The sequence below is a fragment of the Sporosarcina sp. UB5 genome, assembly GCF_050859005.1.
GTDB lineage: Bacteria > Bacillota > Bacilli > Bacillales_A > Planococcaceae > Sporosarcina.
The window spans coordinates 899,359-919,042 of sequence record NZ_CP125984.1 but is presented as its reverse complement, the minus strand read 5'-3'; the positions used below and the strand labels follow the sequence as shown (position 1 = coordinate 919,042).

Annotated in this window: 22 protein-coding genes; 14 read left to right on the top strand and 8 right to left on the bottom strand. The window is 44.0% G+C overall.

The features are described 5' to 3' along the window. Window positions 1–35: 35 nt before the first annotated feature. The gene (locus QM454_RS04930) at window positions 36–314 is read left to right on the top strand and encodes a hypothetical protein (RefSeq protein ID WP_432362331.1); all 279 of its coding nucleotides are present in this window, start codon (window positions 36–38) and stop codon (window positions 312–314) included. Between the two features lie 295 nt (window positions 315–609). Here the strand turns inward: QM454_RS04930 and pgeF are convergent, their stop codons facing one another. Beyond that, window positions 610–1,374, bottom strand: coding sequence for a peptidoglycan editing factor PgeF (gene pgeF / locus QM454_RS04925; protein WP_432362328.1), 765 nt, complete (start codon window positions 1,372–1,374; stop codon window positions 610–612). 128 nt (window positions 1,375–1,502) lie between these two features. Here pgeF and QM454_RS04920 point away from each other — a divergent pair, with 128 nt between their 5' ends. Both QM454_RS04920 and QM454_RS04915 read left to right on the top strand, forming a co-directional pair. After that, a complete protein-coding gene (locus QM454_RS04920) occupies window positions 1,503–2,027 on the top strand; it encodes a sigma-70 family RNA polymerase sigma factor (RefSeq protein ID WP_432362325.1) in 525 nt (174 codons plus the stop codon). After that, window positions 2,020–3,288, top strand: a complete 1,269-nt coding sequence (locus QM454_RS04915; protein WP_432362323.1) for a DUF4179 domain-containing protein — start codon at window positions 2,020–2,022, stop codon at window positions 3,286–3,288. Before QM454_RS04920 ends, QM454_RS04915 begins: the two co-directional genes overlap by 8 nt. Before the next feature lie 124 nt (window positions 3,289–3,412). Here the strand turns inward: QM454_RS04915 and QM454_RS04910 are convergent, their stop codons facing one another. Next, window positions 3,413–4,000 carry a DUF421 domain-containing protein gene (locus QM454_RS04910; protein WP_432362321.1) on the bottom strand — a complete coding sequence of 196 codons (588 nt, stop codon included), beginning with the start codon at window positions 3,998–4,000 and terminating at the stop codon, window positions 3,413–3,415. 203 nt (window positions 4,001–4,203) lie between these two features. On the opposite strand from QM454_RS04910, the gene QM454_RS04905 reads away from it, so the two are divergent. The 3 genes from QM454_RS04905 (at window position 4,204) to QM454_RS04895 (ending at window position 7,283) form a co-directional block, all read left to right on the top strand. Beyond that, window positions 4,204–5,169: an alpha/beta hydrolase gene (locus tag QM454_RS04905; RefSeq protein ID WP_432362319.1), complete on the top strand. Its 966-nt coding sequence runs from the start codon at window positions 4,204–4,206 to the stop codon at window positions 5,167–5,169. Between the two features lie 190 nt (window positions 5,170–5,359). After that, window positions 5,360–6,556, top strand: coding sequence for a DUF3238 domain-containing protein (locus QM454_RS04900; protein ID WP_432362316.1), 1,197 nt, complete (start codon window positions 5,360–5,362; stop codon window positions 6,554–6,556). 121 nt (window positions 6,557–6,677) lie between these two features. Further along, window positions 6,678–7,283 carry an alpha/beta hydrolase gene (locus QM454_RS04895; RefSeq protein WP_432362313.1) on the top strand — a complete coding sequence of 202 codons (606 nt, stop codon included), beginning with the start codon at window positions 6,678–6,680 and terminating at the stop codon, window positions 7,281–7,283. A 113-nt stretch (window positions 7,284–7,396) separates the two neighbouring features. Here QM454_RS04895 and QM454_RS04890 read toward each other — a convergent pair whose 3' ends face one another. The 4 genes from QM454_RS04890 to QM454_RS04875 form a co-directional block, all read right to left on the bottom strand. Continuing rightward, window positions 7,397–7,711, bottom strand: coding sequence for a hypothetical protein (locus tag QM454_RS04890; RefSeq protein ID WP_432362310.1), 315 nt, complete (start codon window positions 7,709–7,711; stop codon window positions 7,397–7,399). Window positions 7,712–7,723: 12 nt separating this feature from the next. Beyond that, window positions 7,724–8,263, bottom strand: a complete 540-nt coding sequence (locus QM454_RS04885; RefSeq protein WP_432362307.1) for a hypothetical protein — start codon at window positions 8,261–8,263, stop codon at window positions 7,724–7,726. A 201-nt stretch (window positions 8,264–8,464) separates the two neighbouring features. Then, on the bottom strand, window positions 8,465–9,409 hold the full coding sequence (locus QM454_RS04880) for a dipeptidase (RefSeq protein ID WP_432362304.1): 945 nt from the start codon (window positions 9,407–9,409) through the stop codon (window positions 8,465–8,467). Then, the gene (locus QM454_RS04875; protein ID WP_432362301.1) at window positions 9,396–10,121 is read right to left on the bottom strand and encodes a gamma-glutamyl-gamma-aminobutyrate hydrolase family protein; all 726 of its coding nucleotides are present in this window, start codon (window positions 10,119–10,121) and stop codon (window positions 9,396–9,398) included. The genes QM454_RS04880 and QM454_RS04875 overlap by 14 nt, the downstream gene beginning before the upstream one ends. A gap of 342 nt (window positions 10,122–10,463) precedes the next feature. Here QM454_RS04875 and adh point away from each other — a divergent pair, with 342 nt between their 5' ends. Together adh and QM454_RS04865 are read left to right on the top strand one after the other, a co-directional pair. Beyond that, entirely contained in the window at window positions 10,464–12,005 is a 1,542-nt protein-coding gene (gene adh, locus QM454_RS04870) for an aldehyde dehydrogenase (protein ID WP_432362298.1), read from the top strand. 54 nt (window positions 12,006–12,059) lie between these two features. After that, a complete protein-coding gene (locus tag QM454_RS04865) occupies window positions 12,060–12,428 on the top strand; it encodes a DUF779 domain-containing protein (RefSeq protein ID WP_432362296.1) in 369 nt (122 codons plus the stop codon). 42 nt (window positions 12,429–12,470) lie between these two features. Here the strand turns inward: QM454_RS04865 and QM454_RS04860 are convergent, their stop codons facing one another. Beyond that, the gene (locus QM454_RS04860) at window positions 12,471–12,863 is read right to left on the bottom strand and encodes a thiol-disulfide oxidoreductase DCC family protein (RefSeq protein WP_432362293.1); all 393 of its coding nucleotides are present in this window, start codon (window positions 12,861–12,863) and stop codon (window positions 12,471–12,473) included. A 199-nt stretch (window positions 12,864–13,062) separates the two neighbouring features. Here QM454_RS04860 and QM454_RS04855 point away from each other — a divergent pair, with 199 nt between their 5' ends. Beyond that, window positions 13,063–13,236: a hypothetical protein gene (locus QM454_RS04855; RefSeq protein ID WP_432362290.1), complete on the top strand. Its 174-nt coding sequence runs from the start codon at window positions 13,063–13,065 to the stop codon at window positions 13,234–13,236. A gap of 85 nt (window positions 13,237–13,321) precedes the next feature. Here QM454_RS04855 and QM454_RS04850 read toward each other — a convergent pair whose 3' ends face one another. Next, on the bottom strand, window positions 13,322–14,242 hold the full coding sequence (locus tag QM454_RS04850; RefSeq protein WP_432362287.1) for a MerR family transcriptional regulator: 921 nt from the start codon (window positions 14,240–14,242) through the stop codon (window positions 13,322–13,324). 235 nt (window positions 14,243–14,477) lie between these two features. Here QM454_RS04850 and QM454_RS04845 point away from each other — a divergent pair, with 235 nt between their 5' ends. The 5 genes from QM454_RS04845 to QM454_RS04825 all read left to right on the top strand — a co-directional run bounded on the left by QM454_RS04845 (window position 14,478) and on the right by QM454_RS04825 (window position 19,415). Beyond that, the gene (locus tag QM454_RS04845; RefSeq protein WP_432362284.1) at window positions 14,478–15,776 is read left to right on the top strand and encodes a protoglobin domain-containing protein; all 1,299 of its coding nucleotides are present in this window, start codon (window positions 14,478–14,480) and stop codon (window positions 15,774–15,776) included. Between the two features lie 19 nt (window positions 15,777–15,795). Continuing rightward, a complete protein-coding gene (locus tag QM454_RS04840) occupies window positions 15,796–16,860 on the top strand; it encodes an ABC transporter permease (protein WP_432362282.1) in 1,065 nt (354 codons plus the stop codon). A gap of 3 nt (window positions 16,861–16,863) precedes the next feature. Further along, window positions 16,864–17,595, top strand: coding sequence for an ABC transporter ATP-binding protein (locus tag QM454_RS04835; RefSeq protein ID WP_432362279.1), 732 nt, complete (start codon window positions 16,864–16,866; stop codon window positions 17,593–17,595). Beyond that, window positions 17,564–18,997: a cryptochrome/photolyase family protein gene (locus tag QM454_RS04830; protein WP_432362276.1), complete on the top strand. Its 1,434-nt coding sequence runs from the start codon at window positions 17,564–17,566 to the stop codon at window positions 18,995–18,997. Before QM454_RS04835 ends, QM454_RS04830 begins: the two co-directional genes overlap by 32 nt. A gap of 145 nt (window positions 18,998–19,142) precedes the next feature. Next, entirely contained in the window at window positions 19,143–19,415 is a 273-nt protein-coding gene (locus tag QM454_RS04825) for a hypothetical protein (RefSeq protein WP_432362273.1), read from the top strand. Window positions 19,416–19,684 lie beyond the last annotated feature (269 nt).

Sequence of the window (19,684 nt, the reverse complement as noted above, 5' to 3'; positions counted from 1 at the left end):
AACTTCCCGCAATCGCCGCCGTACAAGCAAAGTTCGTGGAACCGACCGCAATCGTCGACATACAAGTAGAGTTCGAGCAACTGACCGTAATCGTCGACATACAAGTAGAGTTCGAGCAACTGACCGCAATCGTCGACACACAAGTAGAGTACGAGCAACTGACCGCAATCGTCGACACACAAGTAGAGTACGAGCAACCGACCGCAATCGTCGACACACAAGTAGAGTTCGCGCAACCGACCGCAATCGTCGCCGCACAAGTAGAGTTCGTGCGACCTCACGTAATAAATGTTGTGGGAACAGAGGTCAAGTAACTTCCCGCAATCGCCGCCGCACAAGCAGAGTTCGCGCAACCGACCGCAATCGCCACCGCACAAGCAGAAACCGAGTCACATCACGTAATCGAAGAAAAGATGTTTTTGGAACATCCTTTACTCCACGACCTAATTGTAGAAACCGAGCCACATGCCGTACTCGGTGGTTCTAAACGCCAAGAACCTGGCATCACACCAATACAAAGCTTAATTAGTTCCGGTCCCATTAAATAACCCGTCCAGCAAAACATGCTAGACGGGTAATTCTTTTCTTATTACACGAATAAACGCAAACTTAGTTGCCCTTTTTCATAATAAAGCTCACATGTCTTCCAGCCCGCTTGTCTTGGCGGTACGAAAAGCCATCTGGACTCACATAGGTGCATGTCCGATCGATTGTGATGCGACTTTCCGGGACACCCGCAAGCTCAAGTTGCCTCTTCACCGTTTTTTGATTATCGATATGGTATTTATTCGTCGCCTCATTGAAATACATGAAGTCGTCCGCATAGCCGAGCGCTTTGAACTTCACATACACATCCTCGTCCACTTCAAACTTCTCCTGACTTAACGCCAACCCGAGTTGCACGTGAAAATCGCTTAGTTGGCATCCTTCTTCTTTTTTCAAATGCTCAAACACTTTCAGCGTAATCTCTTTAACAGTTCCTTGCCATCCTGAATGAATGACCCCGACAAGTCCATTCACTTCATTCCAAAAAATGACCGGTACGCAATCGGCTGTAAAGCTGCAGAGCAGAACATTCGGCTCAATCGTGTAAAGCGCATCCGTATCCGGAATGGCGGTCGCGCCAACTTCAGCACCGCGCCCTTTGTCAGCGAGTGTAACTTTATGTACATTCGCGCTGTGGGTTTGACTGGCGCAGACGAAATCCTTGGGACTACAGTGCAGGAAAGTCGCCAATCGTTTTCGGTTTTCCACTACAGTCTCTGGATCTACACAAGCATGGAACGCCATATTATTATGTTCAGGCGCAGTATCATCCCTCAATGTCGTGCCTGCAATGAATTTATTATTGTCGATATATATTTTTGTTTTCATATCATCACCTGCTATTACTATACGCGAATTCTTTTCGGACAACCATGATAGATGTGCCGGGCAATAAAATTTAGGGGATAATGAACTTTTCAAGGGTATGATGACTCTTATAGGGGAGAGGTGAGGTTGTGAAGGTCGTTCGGTTAGTAAAAAAAGCAAAAAAAGGGAACAAAGAGGCATTGCTCCAATTGATTATGGATCAGCGAGATGACTACTATCGTCTTGCCCTTACATATATGGGAAATGAAAATGACGCGATGGATGCAATGGATGAGATGATTGTCAGATTGTATGAGAATGTACACCAGCTAAAGAAAGAAGCAGTTTTTTACAGCTGGAGCAAAACCATTCTCGTAAATTGCTGTAAGCAGATGCTGAAGAAGCGGCAAAAAATAGTGTTTTTAGATGAATGGGAATCCCAAGAATCAGTTCATGATCCTTATCGACAAAGCGAACAGCAAATGGAACTACAGGAAATGCTGAAGTGTGTGAACGAATACCAGAAAGAAGCGATCCAATTGAAGTACCTTCATGATTTAGATTACGAGACAATCGCTGCAATAACGAATGTAGCGGTCGGTACGGTGAAATCGAGGGTCTTTCAAGGATTGAAAAAAATAAGAGAAGAATACAGAGGTGAATCCCATGAGTAAAATTGAAAAACGACTGGCCGAAGAGCATGATCGTTTGAATAATATAACGGCGCCTGCGGAATTGGAAGGACGTCTAAGGCATGCATTGGACAAGGTCCCCGTAACGAGGAAGGTTAAACCGAAATGGCCACTAGCGGTTGCCGCACTGTTATTCTTATGCCTCATCGGCTATAACTACAATGGGTTAGCATATTACGGGAAGAAAATAATGGGTTTCGATGATTTAATGAGCGGCACACTCGCCGAATTGAATGAAGAAGGAATGGGGCAGACAATAGGGAAGGGTGTATTGCTTGAAGATGGGACTGAATTGACGGTGGATGGCATTATGACGGATGCCAATCAATTGATTCTCTATTACACGCTGACGAATTTTGATGAAATGGAAGACATTATTTTTAAAGGAATTACCGGCTTTCTAACAAAGTCTCATATGGGCGGTGGAACATCCATCATCAATGAAGAGCAATCTGAGATCAAAGGGCAAATGATTTTTGACCCTGTCAGTCCATTTGCAAAAAAGCTGACATTGGAATTCACCAAACTGACGGTAGATGGCAAATCGCTCTCGGGCAGTATTGCATTTCCGTATGACCCGAACAAAGCAATGCAAACTGAAATACGACAGAGAATTAACAAATCGGTAAAAGTCGACACGGGAACAATTAAGTTCAAAACGATTACAGCTACTCCTACGGTTACAATAATTAAAGGAAAAGTGAATGTGCGAAACCTCAGCCGAGTTCAGATTCCTTTCGACAAGGTAGAGTTGCTTGCGAATGGAGAGCCTGTGGAAATGATAGGTAGTGGCTTGAAATCCTCGCTGGGGGGAAAGAAATTCGAATTGCGTTTTGATGCATTGCCAAAGAAACTGGATTCATTGGAGTTCGTAGTTAAGGAATTTGTTGGCTACACTATAATCGATAAAAAAATACCGCTTACCTCTATAAAAGAGCAACCGTACTTGATAAAAGGAGAGGATGTTTGGGTGAGGGATGTCGTGAATACAGTTGATGGCGTGGAGGTAACAATTGCATCTGATGGAGATGTCCTCTTTGATGGTGTGACAATCGGGGGGGAAGAAGGTTCATATCCACTTCAGACAACTGTTCGACAAAATTATGAAGAATTTGAAGACGGGAAGATGTTGAAGGTGCGTACTTTAGTATTTTCATCTGAGACGACACCGAATTATTTGCAAATTAAAGGAATGCATCATATTAAGCCGGTCGATTATAAGATTGACATTCCTGTAAGGTAGAATAGCGTAAAGCAGTTGCCAACAAAACGGCAAAAAAAGCTCGGAATAAAGTTCGTAAAAAAGAGCAATAATAAATAGGCCACGACCGATTGCTTCCCCCCTGCAATCGGTTGTGGATTTTTTATTACTGCAAATAGTCTGGTCCGTTATTTTGTTTCTTCGTCACAGTTTCAATGAAGATGTTATCGGTTTCGGCCTGTTTAGGTTGATTCGACATCTGGCCGTTTTGAATGAGTAAAATTAACTGTTGGATATCCTCTTTTGTAGCTGGCTGTTTTTCTGGTTTCAACATGTATCCTAATTGACCGCTTGGTTCTAAAGTGGCGTATTGCACGTCACTTACTGAACTAATTCCATCTTGGCGAAGGCGTGCCTCCAATTTATCGACAGTGAACCGGAGTTTTCTCAAGTTCTCTATTTGGATAGTCCCATTCACAATGATAGGTACTGCTTTTCCAGAAATGGCAGTCTCAGATCTGTCAAATTTCAATTGAAGGAATTCTGTTGCGATGAGGCAAAGGACTAAAATGGCGGCGAGACCGAATGTTCTCCAAAGGCCATGTCCTGTAATAGGCTGGATCATTAATGTGCCGATTGAAATCATAATAATAACTTGCGGAATGGTCATTTGCGAAATGGACTTTCTCCCGGCAATCCGCAAAAGGAATACGCCAACTATGAAGATGAGAATTGTTTGCCAAACGAGATTCAAAATGATGTCCTCCTTCGTATTCCCGTTATTGTTTGTCGTATTTGAACAGTTATACATAATATGGACGGTGTGAATTCATTCGGGTCGGAAAAAATATCTAGATGCATGCCAATTTTATGAAAAGGTAAATACTTTATTCATTATTCTCTAATTCTCTTGTATAATAATGGTAGGCATCGAATGCCGAGAGACTATAAAAGGGAATGAGAACAATTAAAATAAAGTGGAAGAAGTTATTGGTCGTTTTTTCAATCGTCTTCCTCGTCATACAGATTGCGGGTAGCTTCTTTTTCTATGAGTTGGCGGTCAAGCGCGGTCCGAAAGAGTTTTTGCAAGGAAATGCAGATTTGGAAGTGTCAGATGAGACACTTGAGCTTTACACGAACGGGGATTGGAAAAAGTGGGTCGCTGATCAGAAGTTCGAAACACTCCAATTGACTTCTCGGGATGGACTAACGTTAACCGGCTATTATTTGCCGGCCTCGAAGCCGACAAATAAGCTTGTCATTTTGACACATGGGTATTTGGGTCACGCCAAACAGATGGGGCTCTTCGGACAGTATTATTACAATGATTTAGGCTACAACATTTTCATGCCGGATGCGCGAGGGCATGGCAAAAGCGAAGGGGACTACTACGGATTTGGATGGCCGGACCGGCTCGATTTAATTGACTGGACGAATCTGTTAGTGCAGAAGCTTGGTCCGAAGACAGAAATTGCGTACCATGGCTTATCGATGGGTGCAGCGACAGTGCTGATGGCGAGTGGCGAAGAGGAACTTCCTCATCAAGTGAATGCCATTATCGCAGATAGTCCATACCAATCTGTCTACCAACTGTTCACCTATCAAATGAACCGGATGTTTTATCTGCCCGCTTTCCCGCTGTTGGATAGCACGAGCACGTTAACGAAAGTTCGAGCGGGTTATTCATTCAGAGAGGCAAGCGCTTTGAAACAAGTAAAGAAAACGAGTGTGCCTGTTTTTTATATTCACGGAATGAACGATACGTTCGTGCCGACGGAAATGGCAGGGGAATTGGAACGGAGCACTTCTAGCGACACGGACATCTTCCTCGTCCCGAACGCCAACCACGGTGAAGCCTTTGCACTTGCCGGAGAGACATACAAAGTGAAAGTAAGTCATTTCCTCAATCAATATATGAAATGAAAAGCTGGTTCCCAATATGGGAGCCGGTTTTTTTATTTATTTAAAGGTTGTTATCTATTGAATATCAGAAGTTATCTATTGAATAAACGAATTTATCACCAAAAAGGGACTTTCCGCCCTCACTTTCATTGTCTATGCGATGTTTAGACAATCCACGAATGCAGCAAAATGAAAAGAGGAGGTGGTCCGTATGCTATTTGAAATTAAATCAGTAAGACATAAGCATGACCTAATTTCATTCACCTGGAACGATGTCGGCGGATTTTACAATGTGTACAAGGATGGCGAACATTTGTATGAAGGGTCCGTTCCCGAATTCCAGGACGGTGATTTCAAACACGGTAAGTTTTATCACTATATCATTGAACGGGTGAAAAACAATCAAGTCGTCGATGTAATCGCGATGCAAACTTCGGCTTTCGCCGAGCAGAAAAATGTCGAAAACCCATTGCAGTTGCTTGTCATGACGACAATTGTCGCAAAGACGCAAATTGCACTGTCGTGGGAGGGAATTAAAGATGTAGCGGCATATGAAATTTACAGGAATGGGGCTTTCATTGCAACAACTGAAACGAACAGGTTCATCGATCGGGACATTGATGTGACTCAGTCATACGTCTACATGATTCGTGCGAGAAGACCGCTACAAAAATCTGAGGAACGATTGACGTCGATGAAATCGGCAGTATCCAATCTGTTCGGCATGTTAAATCCTGCTACGACTAGAACAGAAGCAGCGATTGAGACGTTTACGACAATTAAGTTCATCGGCAAGCCTAGTGAGTTGCTAAAGCCAATTAATGAACGTGAACAGCAAATTACGAATGTAGATAGGTGGAAGTTCCGCTATACGACATTTCTTGAAGATAAGTGGGTCAGAAATCCAAATCCGCTGTCACCGAATCATTTCTTCGAAGGGGACGGTCGAGGATTCGATCCGAACGGGGACGGTTTCCGGACACGTGTCGACATTGAGCTTGCCTATGATGAGAAAGGGGAGCCGATGACTTTTACGAAAGAAGTCGGACCGACCGTCGCATATGATCATCTAAAGCGCTTTAGGGAAACTGCAAGAGCGTCCGCCGACGGCATTACGATGAAGCGAACCGACCATCAAAAAGGAGAAAGCGGTTTTCTACTCGTGCACACGATTGGCAATCCGTTGACGACTGCGCCGAAAATTGACTATGAAGTGAATGCTGTATTTAGAAGGACTGGCACATTCGATATGTCGGGCTATTTCGATCCGGCGCCACATCACGAAATCTATTTGATGAAAGGGAGAGGCGAGGCGTGGCAGCCTATATTACAAGTCGAAAGCAGGGGGCTCGCCTTCATGTCGGGAGCAATCGCCTATCATTATTGGCGCTGCTCGAACTTTGAGTAAGGCCCCCTTTTTGACAACGGAAACGGCTTCTGATATCGTTATCTTGAATTCAAGGTATTGAACTAAGTGAACAGCATGAGCTTCGTTCATTTACAATAGTAGAAATTAAGGGGGAGCCATCATGAGACATATTTTTAAGCAAGGAACTGACACGTCAAAACCGACGCTTCTTTTATTGCACGGAACTGGTGGGACAGAGCAGGATTTATTGCCGCTTGCAGGATTGATTGACCCGGATGCTTCTGTTCTTAGTGTACGGGGGAATGTGCTAGAAAACGGGATGCCTCGATTTTTCAGGCGACTAGCTGAAGGTGTATTTGACGAGGAGGATCTTGTCTTTCGGACGAAAGAATTGCATGCGTTTCTTGACGAAGCGGCGGAAGAGCATGGGTTTGACAGGTCGAATATTGTCGCAGTTGGGTATTCGAACGGCGCAAATATTGCGGCGAGCTTGTTATTCCATTATGCGGATTCACTGAAAGGTGCCATTTTGCATCACCCGATGGTGCCGAGACGGGGTATGAATCTTCCTGAGTTGTCAGGAGTCCCGGTGTTCATAGCAGCAGGGAAGAATGATCCAATTTGTCCAGCGCAGGAGACGATTGATTTACAGGAGTTATTAGCGGGAGCGGGTGCCTCTACGGAAGTCCATTGGGAAATGAACGGACACTCGCTCACGCGGACGGAAGTGGACGCGGCTGCGGAATGGTACAGTAAAAACTTCTAATTGTTTGAAGAGAAGCCGATCCTACGTGGGTCGGTTTTTTATTGCTTCAAAAGAGCAAACAAGTTATATCACTCCAATTAAAAGAAACCGACATTGAATCGGTTTTCACAAATCTAGTATCCTTTGAATTGCGTAACATGCTGCTTGTATTCAAAAATATCGATGGAATTAGAAGAACGGTTGGATTTAATTTTAATCAAAAAAGTGTTCTCTTCTGTTTGAACTTCATACATATACCTACCTACATACTTTACATTCGTTATTTCGGATTTATCTCCTAAAGACGCCTCTCTCATTTGGGGATCACTAAAAATAGTTGTGACTTTTTCTTTCGCGGTAAAGTGGTGATATGCGTTATACGGAGAAAGAAGCAAAACAGTACTAATCAACAAGAAAATGACAGTAGCAATTACGATCTTTTTTTTCATGCCTTTCCCCCATTACTTTTTTTCATGCCGTGGCCATATGAAATAGGAAGCGGAGATGAGAAGATCGATTACAAGGATGAGTGCCCATAGTTGCAGCATGTTGGAGAGGGCTTCTGTTTTGGATGTGTCATCGATCAAGTAAATCATGATTAAGAGGAAAGCACCACCGATGAGAAATGCAAGTACATGTTGCAATGAGCCTTTCATTGAGTGTTTCACATGTGCCAGGCCGTATTTACGGGCAGGCTTCGGTCCTTGTCTTTTGACATAATACAAAAAACGTTCGTCAGCCCAGCGGATCATACTTTTCCCAAATGCGACTGAAACACCGAGATAGATGGCGGCGATTGCATGGACTTGCGTAGCAATGGCGCCGTTATATAGATCATTCGCGGTGACGATTAACAATAGCAGATCAATGACAGGCGTTAAAGCTAGAAAAAATAAACCTAGACGTTTGTTATTGAAGATATATCTTGTGACAAGCCCTGCAACAATGGCAACCCAAAACCCAATTTCACACGCGATAATGATCCAAGCGATAAAATTCATAGAAACACCTCAGTTAGATATTATTCAATTGCAGCTTACCATAGAATGGAAGATTTGCATTTGTTTTATATGTAAATAAAGGGAGAAATATAAATAGACTGTAACTAATCCGGTTAACAGGCTATTCTTCATATCACTATGCACAACAGCTCCATTAACAAAAGTCAGGACCACATGATGGATCCTGACTCTTGTATGTTTTCAATGAGGAGCACTTTTCCAACCCGGACGATGATCAAGAAAGTTCTTGTAAGCAAATCCTTTCACTTCATCTTCGCTATACTTTGTTAAAAGCTCGTTAATTAAAGCGGGGTGCATCGATGCATCTTCGAGACCGATAACTTTTTCAGAGATGCCGTCAAAATCTGATCCTAACCCAATTTGATTGACACCACCAAGGGAACAGAAGTGATCAATATGTGCGATCACATCTGAAATGGACGCAGAACTTTTTTTGGTAACAAAAGGTGGGTAGTAGACGACGTGGATCAGTCCATTCTTTTTAAATAAATGTGTAGCTTGTTCATCCGTCAAGTTTCGCGGATGATCGCAAATTGTTTTCGAGTTGGAATGGCTTGCAATCGGAAACTGTGCCAAGTCGATGACATCCCAAAAAGCTTTTTCGCATAGATGGGAAACATCCGAAAGAATTCGATTTTCATTACAGAATCCGATAATTTCTTTCCCGAATGTAGTCAGGCCAGCCCCTCGCTCTTCTTCGACACCATCCGCTGCTAAGTTCGCGTTATTCCACGTCAATCCAATTGAAAGGACTCCAAGTTCACGGAGAATCGACAGCTTTTGCATATCGTTTCCGATGCAATCGACTCCCTCTAGAGTGAGAAATGCACCAATCTGTCCAACTTGGAGCTGATTAAAATCATCCCACGTTTTCAAAGCTTTCATATTTGGGTTTTTACCGATTACATCAGTATAAAAATAGTGGATCTGATCGAGTGCTGCTTGGAATTTTTGGTCCGACTTGATGGATGGTGAAATGAAAATGGCGAAAGCCTGGATTTGTACGCCGCCTTGTTTCAGTTTTTCGTACGTGACATCGAGATCAGTGGAATCTTTAAATGATAATTCCCCTTTTGCTTTATACATTTTAGCTAATACGTCACAATGCAGATCAATGAGATTCAACTGTAGCCATCCTCTCACCACAAGCTTTCATGAAAGCCTCGAATAACCGCCTGGAAACCTGATCTTCATTAGTTATTAAAGCTTCAGGGTGCCATTGTACGCCGACGACGAAATGATGAACCGTACTTTCGACCGCTTCCACAATTCCGTCACTCGCTTTTCCTGAGATGATAAGTGGGGCATGGATATCTTTCAACGCTTGGTGATGAAATGAATTTACACGGATTTTATCGGAAGTCGCGATGGATGCAAGGATCGTGCCTTTTTCAATATGGACCGTATGGGATTGGTGCTCTCTTTTCGCTTTTTGATCGTGCTGCAAGATCGGATTGGTGATTTGTGAAGTGATGTCCTGGTAAATCGTTCCCCCAAAAGCGACATTTAGCACTTGGTGCCCTCTACATATGCCGAGAATTGGTTTATCTAACGAAAGCATATGCTTCACGAGCTCTAATTCAATGGAGTCTCTTTCCGGTGTCACGTTGCCGAGCTTAGGTATTGGCTCTTCATCGAATAGTTGAGGTGCTATATCACCTCCGCCAGATATTACTAATCCATCGAGAAGCGTAGTGATGTGCTGTACGTCACGTTCCACTCCTGTCGGTATGATGAGTGGTATTCCACCTCCTGCAATGACCGCTTGGGTGTACGTGTTTTGAAGCGTGTGTGCAGTTGAATCTATGTTAGAAGTAATGCCAATGACTGGTTTCAAATCTCGATCCCCCTTCTTTAGTAGTGAATGGCAGTCTGTTGAAACACACTTTTCGTCATCCGCCGAATAGTCTGACGAACGAGTTGTTATAACTTTATCAAACGTGAAAGAACCTTTCAAGACGATTTCAACCTATTAAGTAATAATAAATTATTAAACTTGCAATAGTTTTTATAATCAGATAGAATAAGTTTGCAGACTCTCCGTTCGTCGTTTATTAGTAGTACAGAAATGTAAGCGCATTCAATTTGAATAGCGCTTCATTCTTCTGCATATGGTGGCTTTGTGTGCAATAAATGCACTTACTATAAGCAATCTATAAAGAATAGGGAGGAATGGAACATGGTACAAGCTGTTGAGAATCACGTTTATGCATTTCCGAACACAGAAGGGGCGAAGGTGAATTTTAAGGAACGCTACGATAATTTCATCGGCGGAAAATGGACAGCCCCGGTGAATGGACAGTACTTCGATAACCCGACGCCTGTTACAGGTAAAGTGTTTACGCAAGTTGCGCGTTCGACTGCGGAAGACATTGAACTTGCACTAGACGCGGCGCATGCTGCGAAAGATGCTTGGGGGAAATCTTCCGTTACGGAACGGGCGAATATTTTGTTGAAAATCGCTGATCGCATGGAAGCGAATCTTGAGATGCTAGCTGTTGCAGAAACATGGGAAAACGGAAAACCGGTTCGCGAAACGTTAAATGCCGATTTACCACTCGCGATCGACCATTTCAGATATTTCGCTTCAGCAATCCGTGCACAAGAGGGCGGTGTCAGCCAAATCGACAACAACACAGTGGCGTACCATTTCCATGAGCCGATTGGAGTTGTCGGCCAGATCATCCCTTGGAACTTCCCACTATTGATGGCAGTATGGAAGCTTGCGCCTGCGCTCGCTGCTGGAAACTGCGTCGTGCTGAAGCCAGCTGAGCAAACACCTGCATCCATCATGGTGTGGATGGAATTGATTGAAGACCTATTGCCTGCAGGCGTCGTCAACATCGTTAACGGTTTTGGTCTCGAAGCGGGCAAGCCGCTTGCATCCAACCCTAGAATCGGGAAAATTGCGTTCACGGGTGAGACAACGACGGGTCGTCTCATTATGCAATATGCATCACAAAACTTGATCCCTATGACACTTGAGCTTGGCGGAAAATCGCCGAACATCTTCTTTGAGGATGTCATGGCAGAAGATGATGCGTTCCTTGACAAAGCGATTGAAGGCTTCGTCATGTTTGCCTTGAACCAAGGGGAAGTGTGCACATGTCCTTCTCGCGCATTAATTCAGGAGTCCATTTACGACAAGTTTATGGAGCGTGCACTTGAGCGAGTAAAGGCGATTAAGACTGGTAACCCGCTTGATCCAACAGTAATGATGGGTGCGCAAGCTTCGACAGAGCAATTGGAAAAAATTCTCTCGTACTTGGATATCGGTAAACAAGAAGGAGCAGAGTGCCTCGTCGGGGGTGAGCGTAATAAGCTGAGCGGCGATTTGGCAGAAGGGTATTACGTCCAGCCGACAGTCTTTAAAGGAAACAATAAAATGCGCATCTTCCAAGAAGAAATCTTCGGACCGGTCGTTTCCGTCACGACGTTCAAGACGAAAGAAGAAGCGATGGAAATTGCGAACGACACATTATACGGCTTAGGGGCGGGCGTTTGGACACGCGATATGAACACAGCATATCGTTTCGGGCGTGGTATTGAAGCGGGACGCGTTTGGACGAACTGCTACCATGCATATCCTGCACACGCCGCATTCGGTGGCTACAAGGCATCCGGAATTGGACGCGAAAACCATCTACAAATGCTGTCCCATTACCAACAGACAAAAAATATGCTCGTTAGCTATAGCGAAGACAAATTAGGATTCTTTTAATTCAAGAGAAGCTTCCCGAGTTCTATTTTAAGCGAGGGGAAAGGAGGCATGTCTATGCCTGAACGCGTTCTTGCAACGGACGCTGCTTTAGAACTGATTGAATTATTGAAGGGAAAGCATGGCCCGTTAATGTTTCACCAATCGGGCGGGTGCTGTGACGGCTCCTCCCCGATGTGCTATCCGGAAGGTGACCTGATCATCGGAGATCAGGACGTCCTTCTCGGCTATATCGGCGGGGTACCTTTCTACATGCATAAAAACCAATATGAATATTGGAAGCATACACAGCTCATCATTGACGTCGTGGAAGGCAGGGGAGGTATGTTCTCTTTGGAAGGGGTGGAAGGGAAACGATTCCTTACACGTTCCCGCGCCTTCACGCCAGAGGAGAATGAAAAGCTCAAGCAAGCTTCCGAAGCATAATAAAAAGGTTCCGGACGATAAATTAGTCGTTCGGAACCTTTTTTAAATGAAACGTTTTCTATCCTCCGGGGAAGGAAGCATACACGCGCCTTCAGTTTTACCGAACCAGCGATAGCGGTTCCGGGCGAAATAGCTGTAAAAGCCGTCACGAATCGGACGTGGGACGAGTATAAATAGAAACAAGAGGTGCCATAAGCCATCTAGCTTTTTTGCAATACGGAGTGCTGCGGAGGATTTCGTGTATGCCTTTCCGTTTTCAATTAACACGATACTGTCGACATCTTCCGGAATACGAAACTGCTTCACATACATTTGGCCGGTTTCGCTTTGCAATGAAGAAAATAGAAAATGGGCGGCAGGATCCCGTTTAATAATAAATTGCACACTTGAGTTACAAAAATTGCATTCCCCATCAAATAGTACAATCCGCTTCATCATCTTGTCTCCTTCCGACGTACATACTAGTAGTATATCCACAATAAACAAAGAGGAACAAAATATACGATTCTTTACTTAATACAGAAAATTTGGTATAATTGTAGTTAGAAAAGATGATACCGCAATTTTTAGTTGTGGTTATTGTCCCAATTTCCGTCACATTTGCCTTGGGTACCATATGAGGGGGAGTGATTGAATGGAACGTGTATTCATTGATCCGTATGAAATGGAACTAAGAAAGGACCTTGATTATATTGCATCACTAGAGATGATTGGTGAAGGTTCCCCTGTCCATTATCCAATGTATGAAAAGAGATTGAAAGAAGTCGACGGATTTGAACCGAATGAATTGCCGCAAGTCTATCAATAGTTAACTGTAACAGAGCTGTCCTCTATGTAGGGGATAGCTCTTTTGTTTTGTTTTAGATTGTGCAAAACCACTCTTCACTCTCCAATTACTTCGCACGCACGTCTGTATTCTCCAATACGTCTTCAATATCGTCTGTTACACGAATTGTTGTCAATTTGTTAGACGCTGCATATACGATAGCCCCTTTTCCTCCGAGAAAGAAGTCAATTTCACGTTGCGTTGCAGCAAACTTGTCGAGTTTCTCCAATAAGTTTGGTTCTCTTTCAAAAGGGATTGTAGTAGAGGCGGAAAGTAGCACAGTTTTTGGCTTCATCTTCTCTATTAACGCTTCAATGGAGCCGGGTGCAGGAGAAGCTCCGATTAAAAACGTACGCCAACCTTTTAGCATGAACTGCAACAATAAAATATGAAGCGGGATTTCGTGCCGTTCGTAAGGTAGGCACGCCGCGAGAACTAATGGTGCATCTGGCCGGTATTGATAATTTCTGCGGATCTGCACGAGGAAATCCCGGACAATCAGACTTGAAACCGACTCTTGGTATTCATTCCACTCTCCCTTTTCCCACTTATTCCCGACTTCATTTAGAAACGGGAGGACGACTTGGTCCAAGAAAGTGTATAACCCTACTTGGTGATAGGCTTGCTGGAGGGTGATCATTAATTCGAGCTCATCGCAGCGATTTCCTTGTTCGAGCAATTGGAGAACAAAATTATTTAGCGATTGTTGTTCGACAACTGGATCCTCGACTGGTCGAGGTGTATCTTGATTTTCCGTGTCGACCATTTCTACAGCTTGACGTATCGGCATTCCTTGTTCGGATAGCGCTTTAACTTGCAGTAGAAGGTTAATGTCCCTTTCACTATAAACTCGATAGCCGTTTTCTAACCGTTCAGGCAGAACGAGGGAATACCGTTCTTCCCACTTTCGGATAACTTGTTTGGAAAGCCCCGTCATATCGGCTACTTGTTGTATAAAATATCGATTATTTGTGTTAGATGGAGCCAAATCGATTCCTCCTCGTGCGAGTGCTCTGTTTGTAAAGTATATCGAATAATTTCTTCTTGTACAACGTTGAACGGGTAACCTTGTACAATGAAACGAACTTCAACCTACTTTTAACAGTATAATGAGCTTATAAGTCTGTATAATGTTTTACGTAAAACTATATACAATCATTTGACAACGAGGCGCCTCCTATTCATAATAAAAGTACCGTTAGGAAACCATTGGAGGAATCGTAATGAATTTTATGTGGAACAAAAAGAGGAAGAAGGCGGCGCGACCTGTTCAAACAGAAATACAAGCGGTAATTGAGCTACAAGCTTATCCCGAACTAAAAAGACAACTAGACCTGATAGATTTCAAGCTTCAAGACTTGGCCGTTCTCCATACATACCAACCTATTATCCGAGAACGAATGGATGACATTGTATCTGTGTTTTATGAAAAGGTATTGTCTGTTCCATCGCTTCGTAAAATTATTGAAGAACGGACGAACGTGGACTATTTGAAAAATGTTTTAAGCGACTACATCGAGGAAATGTTCGAAGGAAGAATTGACACGGCGTCAATAAGAAAGAAGATAAAAATTGCACAAATGCATTTCCATATGGGCGTAGAACCGAAATGGTATATGGGGACATTTCAGCAAATCCAGGAAGTGTTGAACCGGCTAATTACCGAAAGAGTAGACACATGGGAAGAGCGTTCGCAAGCAATGACAGCCGTCTCAAAGCTCATAAACTTCGAAATGCAAATTGTCCTTGAAGAGTATGAGAAGAAAAATGAGGAGTTACGTCAGCAGCAATATGACATCGTGAAAACAGAGTTGAAAGGAAAGATTTCATCCATCAGTGAAGACTTAGCAGGACTTACTGAAGAAACGAGCATTTCAATTGAACAAGTAGATGCGAATGCAAATGTCATTCGATCCAGTATTCATTCAAATGTTGAGAGTGTGAAAAAGATTCAAAGCTTCGCTGTCCTTGGAAATGAGAAGGTGGAACAGTTGGAAGAGCAAATGACCTTCATTTCTGGAAGTACAGAGAAGATGGTGAACCTAATCGGGGATTTAAAAGTTTCCTCGAATGAAATCATCGATATTATCGAGATGGTAAAAAAGATTGCAGAACAAACAAACTTGCTAGCTTTAAATGCCTCAATTGAAGCAGCACGAGCGGGGGACGCAGGCAAAGGCTTTGCGGTCGTAGCCCAGGAGGTCCGTAAATTAGCGGAGCAATCCAAACAATCCGTTGAGCAAATTACTGAACTCGTCAGCAAATCGACTAGCTTAACAGACCAGGCTGTCGGAACAATTGACGAAGTACGAGAAAGTGTTTCTCTCGGGATGAAAGGTTCTAAAGAATCACAAATGAAATTCATGAAAATCCTCCAATCCATTGAGGACAATAATGAGCATATTAGCCGGGTTGAAACAGACGTGACAGAGCTTGTCCAAGTGATTAAAGAAATAGGAAACGACACGAAGAAGGTGGCGGCTACAGCCGATAGTCTTCACCAGACCGCTTTGCAATTATAAGTGACAAGGAGTGTGGAAAATGTTTCTTGCGTGGAATGAAATCCAAAAGAATAAGTTGAGATTTGTATTAATTACAGGTGTGCTCATGCTTGTCGCTTATCTCGTATTCTTCCTGTCGGGTCTAGCAACAGGCTTGAAGGATCTAAATCGAGAATCGGTCGATAAATGGAAAGCATCAGCAATTATCTTAACGGAAGAATCGGATAAGAGTCTTTATCAATCCTCTATGTTCATCGAGCAAGCTGAAGAGGTAGAGGCTGAAGAAATAGCGGTCATTGGCCAACTGAGCGCGATTGCCGGGAATGGTGATCAAAAGACGAATGTATCCCTCTTTGGAATTCGAAAAGATGAGTTTCTCATGCCAGAAGTAATGGAAGGTAAGCCGTTTGCGGGAATGAATGAAGTAATCGCAGACGATTCATTAAAAGAAGAAGGGTTTAGCATTGGAGATGAACTTCATTTATCATCCTCTACAGAAAAATTGACAATTGTCGGCTTCACCGATAAAGCCCGGTTCAATGGAGCACCCGTCCTCTATGTTGAGCTTGAAACGTTGCATAACGTGAAATATGGAGACGGCGCGGATGCAAATAATAATCGCATTAACGGAATTGTCATCCGCAATGGAGGAGACAAAGTCGTTCAAGATAATACATTGCAAGTCATTGAAATAGAAGACTTCATTCAAAACTTGCCCGGCTATACGGAACAGAATTTGACGTTGACGTTTATGATTTATTTCCTATTTGCGATATCAGCAGTCATAGTAGCCATTTTCCTGTACGTATTAACTGTCCAGAAAATTAGTATGTTCGGTGTGATGAAGGCGCAAGGAATTTCTAATTATTATTTATCGAAATCGGTCATTGCACAAACCTTCTTATTAGCGGCAATCGGCGTCATGATTGGATTGGCGTTAACGTTGACGACAGGGGCATTCCTACCAGCCGCTGTTCCAGTCTCCTTTGACTTGCCGACGATGCTCATATATGGGGCAGTTCTCGTCGTCGTAGCTATTGCGGGAGCCGTTTTTTCAGTATGGACGATTGTTCGGGTAGATCCATTGAAAGCGATTGGAGGGTAAATGATGACTGTACTGGAGTTAAAACATGTAACGAAGACGTTTGGAAGTGGCCGTAAAAAGGTGGAAGCACTGAAGGAAACTGAATTCCAAGCGGAACGTGGAGAATTGATTGCGATTATAGGCCCTTCTGGTTCCGGGAAAAGCACATTTCTAACGATTGTCGGAGGATTGCTTACCCCGACTTCTGGAGACGTCATCTTGAATGGACAGAATGTCACGACGATGAGTGAAAAAGAACGTGCACAAATCCGGTTACATGAAATCGGGTTCATCCTACAGGCTTCTAACTTAATACCTTTTCTAACAGTAGCGAAACAAATGAAGCTATTAAACAAAGTGAAAAAGGGCAATATGAATGCAGACGAGATGGAACAGCTTTATGAGGATTTAGGCATCAGCGACTTGCGAGGCAAATATCCGTCCGACTTGTCCGGAGGCGAGCGGCAACGTGTTGCTATTGCGAAGGCGTTATACAGCAATCCCTCAATTATTTTAGCGGACGAACCAACAGCATCTTTAGACTCTGACCGGGCGTACGAAGTTATGGAGCTGTTAAAGAGGGAAACGAAAAACAAGAAAACAACGAGCATCGTCGTAACGCATGATACACGTCTCATTAGTTATTGTGACAAAGTGTACACGATGACAGATGGCGTCCTCATGCTGCAAGAAGAATTGACGCCTGTCAAGAAGGATGAGATCGATGAAAAGAACAATCGTATGGTTTCGAAATGATTTTCGGTTACACGATAATCCCGCCTTATCGGAGGCGGCACAAGAGGGAGTAGTTATCCCAGTCTTCATTTGGTCAGAAGAAGCAAAGCAGGAATATGCGGAAAGTGAAGCGTCCTCATGGTGGCTTTATCATTCAGTCGCAACACTTGAAAAAGGGCTTCAAGCACATGGCTTGAAGCTTTTTATTAAAACGGGAGATGAGTTTGATGCACTTGTTGAGGTGATGGAAGAAGCGGACGCAGAGGCTGTTTATTTCAATGAACGGTATGAACCTGCAGAGCGGAGCAAAGGAAGTAGAATTGCGGAACAGCTCGAATCGATTGGGATAGAGGTGCAAACATTTCACGGACACCTTTTATTCAACCATGATCTTGTGAATAAACAAGGCGAGCCGTATAAAGTGTTCACTTCTTTTTGGAAAAGGTGCATGCAAGAAGTTGTAGCCCGTCCGGTGCCCTTTCCAGCAGAGATGAAAGGAATCGAACGAGGAATCCAAACCGTTACGTTGGATCAATTGCAGATCATCGACGAGAATAACTGGCATCAGAAGTTTCACCAATATTGGGAGCCAGGGGAGCAAGCGGCGGTTGAAAAATGGCAACACTATTTGGAGGACGGAATGTCTTTTTATCATGCGAAGAGGGACTTTATTTCAAGTAGCTCCTCCTCCGAACTGTCGCCCTATCTTGCTGCAGGGAACATTAGCGTGAAGGCGATGTGGCATTCTGCAAAATCTTTAAGCGAAGAAACACCGGAAGCCGTCGTTCGCCAATCTATCGACACTTTTCTTAAACAACTAATATGGCGTGACTTTGCCTACCACCAGCTCATTCACTATCCAGACATCATCCGGTCCCCATTGCGAAAGCAATTTCTAGGTTTCCCTTGGCAAGGAACAGAAGAACAACTCATGAAATGGAAAATAGGGCAGACAGGCTATCCATTAGTCGATGCGGGCATGCGAGAACTTTGGGAGACAGGGATGATGCATAACCGAGTTCGAATGGTAACCGCCTCGTTTTTAGTCAAACATTTATTAATTCCGTGGCAAGAAGGTTATAACTGGTTCAAGCATACGCTCCTCGACTTCGATACCGCGAACAACGCGATGGGCTGGCAATGGGTAACAGGATGCGGAATTGACGCTGCTCCTTACTTTAGAATCTTTAATCCGATCCTGCAAAGCGAAAAGTTTGACCCGAATGGTAGCTATATACGGAAATGGGTGCCGGAACTTTCTAGTCTACAAGCTCCATATATCCACAAGCCTTGGGAAGCGCACGTCTCTGTATTAGAGGAGGCTGACATTCAAATAGGCGTGACCTATCCTTTACCAATTGTCGATCACGCCGTTGCGAGGAAGCGCGCGCTCGAAGCTTATCAACAAGTAAAAGGGACCTAGTTGTGCCCCTAGGGTAGAGACAAGCACACAGAAATTCCATCCGTTCATAGTCGCTCGCCCGTATGCCCCGTCCATTTTCACATGTAATAGATAGAGGGGGTGAGTGAAGATGATGATGCACCACGGACACTGTGGAGGAGCTCAAATGCTTCCAGTTAGCCAAATGCCACAAAACACAATGATGCAACCGATTATATGCCCGACACAATGTCGTTACCATGACCAATTCTTCCCGGTCGAAGTCCCATATGTTCATCCGATTGTAAACGTGAATAGGCAACATCCTGTCGTCGTACCACGACACTACTATACTGAAACAACACAAAACGTAATGGGCGCGCCAGTATTCCCTGGACAAGAGCCTGGTTTCGGTAGAAGGGGCAGAGGCTTCTTCGGCTTCGGGAGAAGGCCATTCTAATCGCAATACCGCTGTCTCGGCGTCGAGCACATCGACAAGGGGACAGCTTTTTTGTTTTTTGAATCGCGTCGGGGGAGAGATGGTGATGCAACAAGCTCCCCGCGTCCAAAGCGCCGCCGTCCGCGTCCAAAGAGAGGCCCCGCGCGTCCAAAGTGTGGTCGTCCGCGTCCAAAGTAGTGCCTCGCGAGCTCAAAGCGGAGCTCTCCGCGCTCAAAGCAGTGCCTCACGCGCTCAAAACGGTGCCGTCCGCGCTCAAAGCAGTGTCGCCC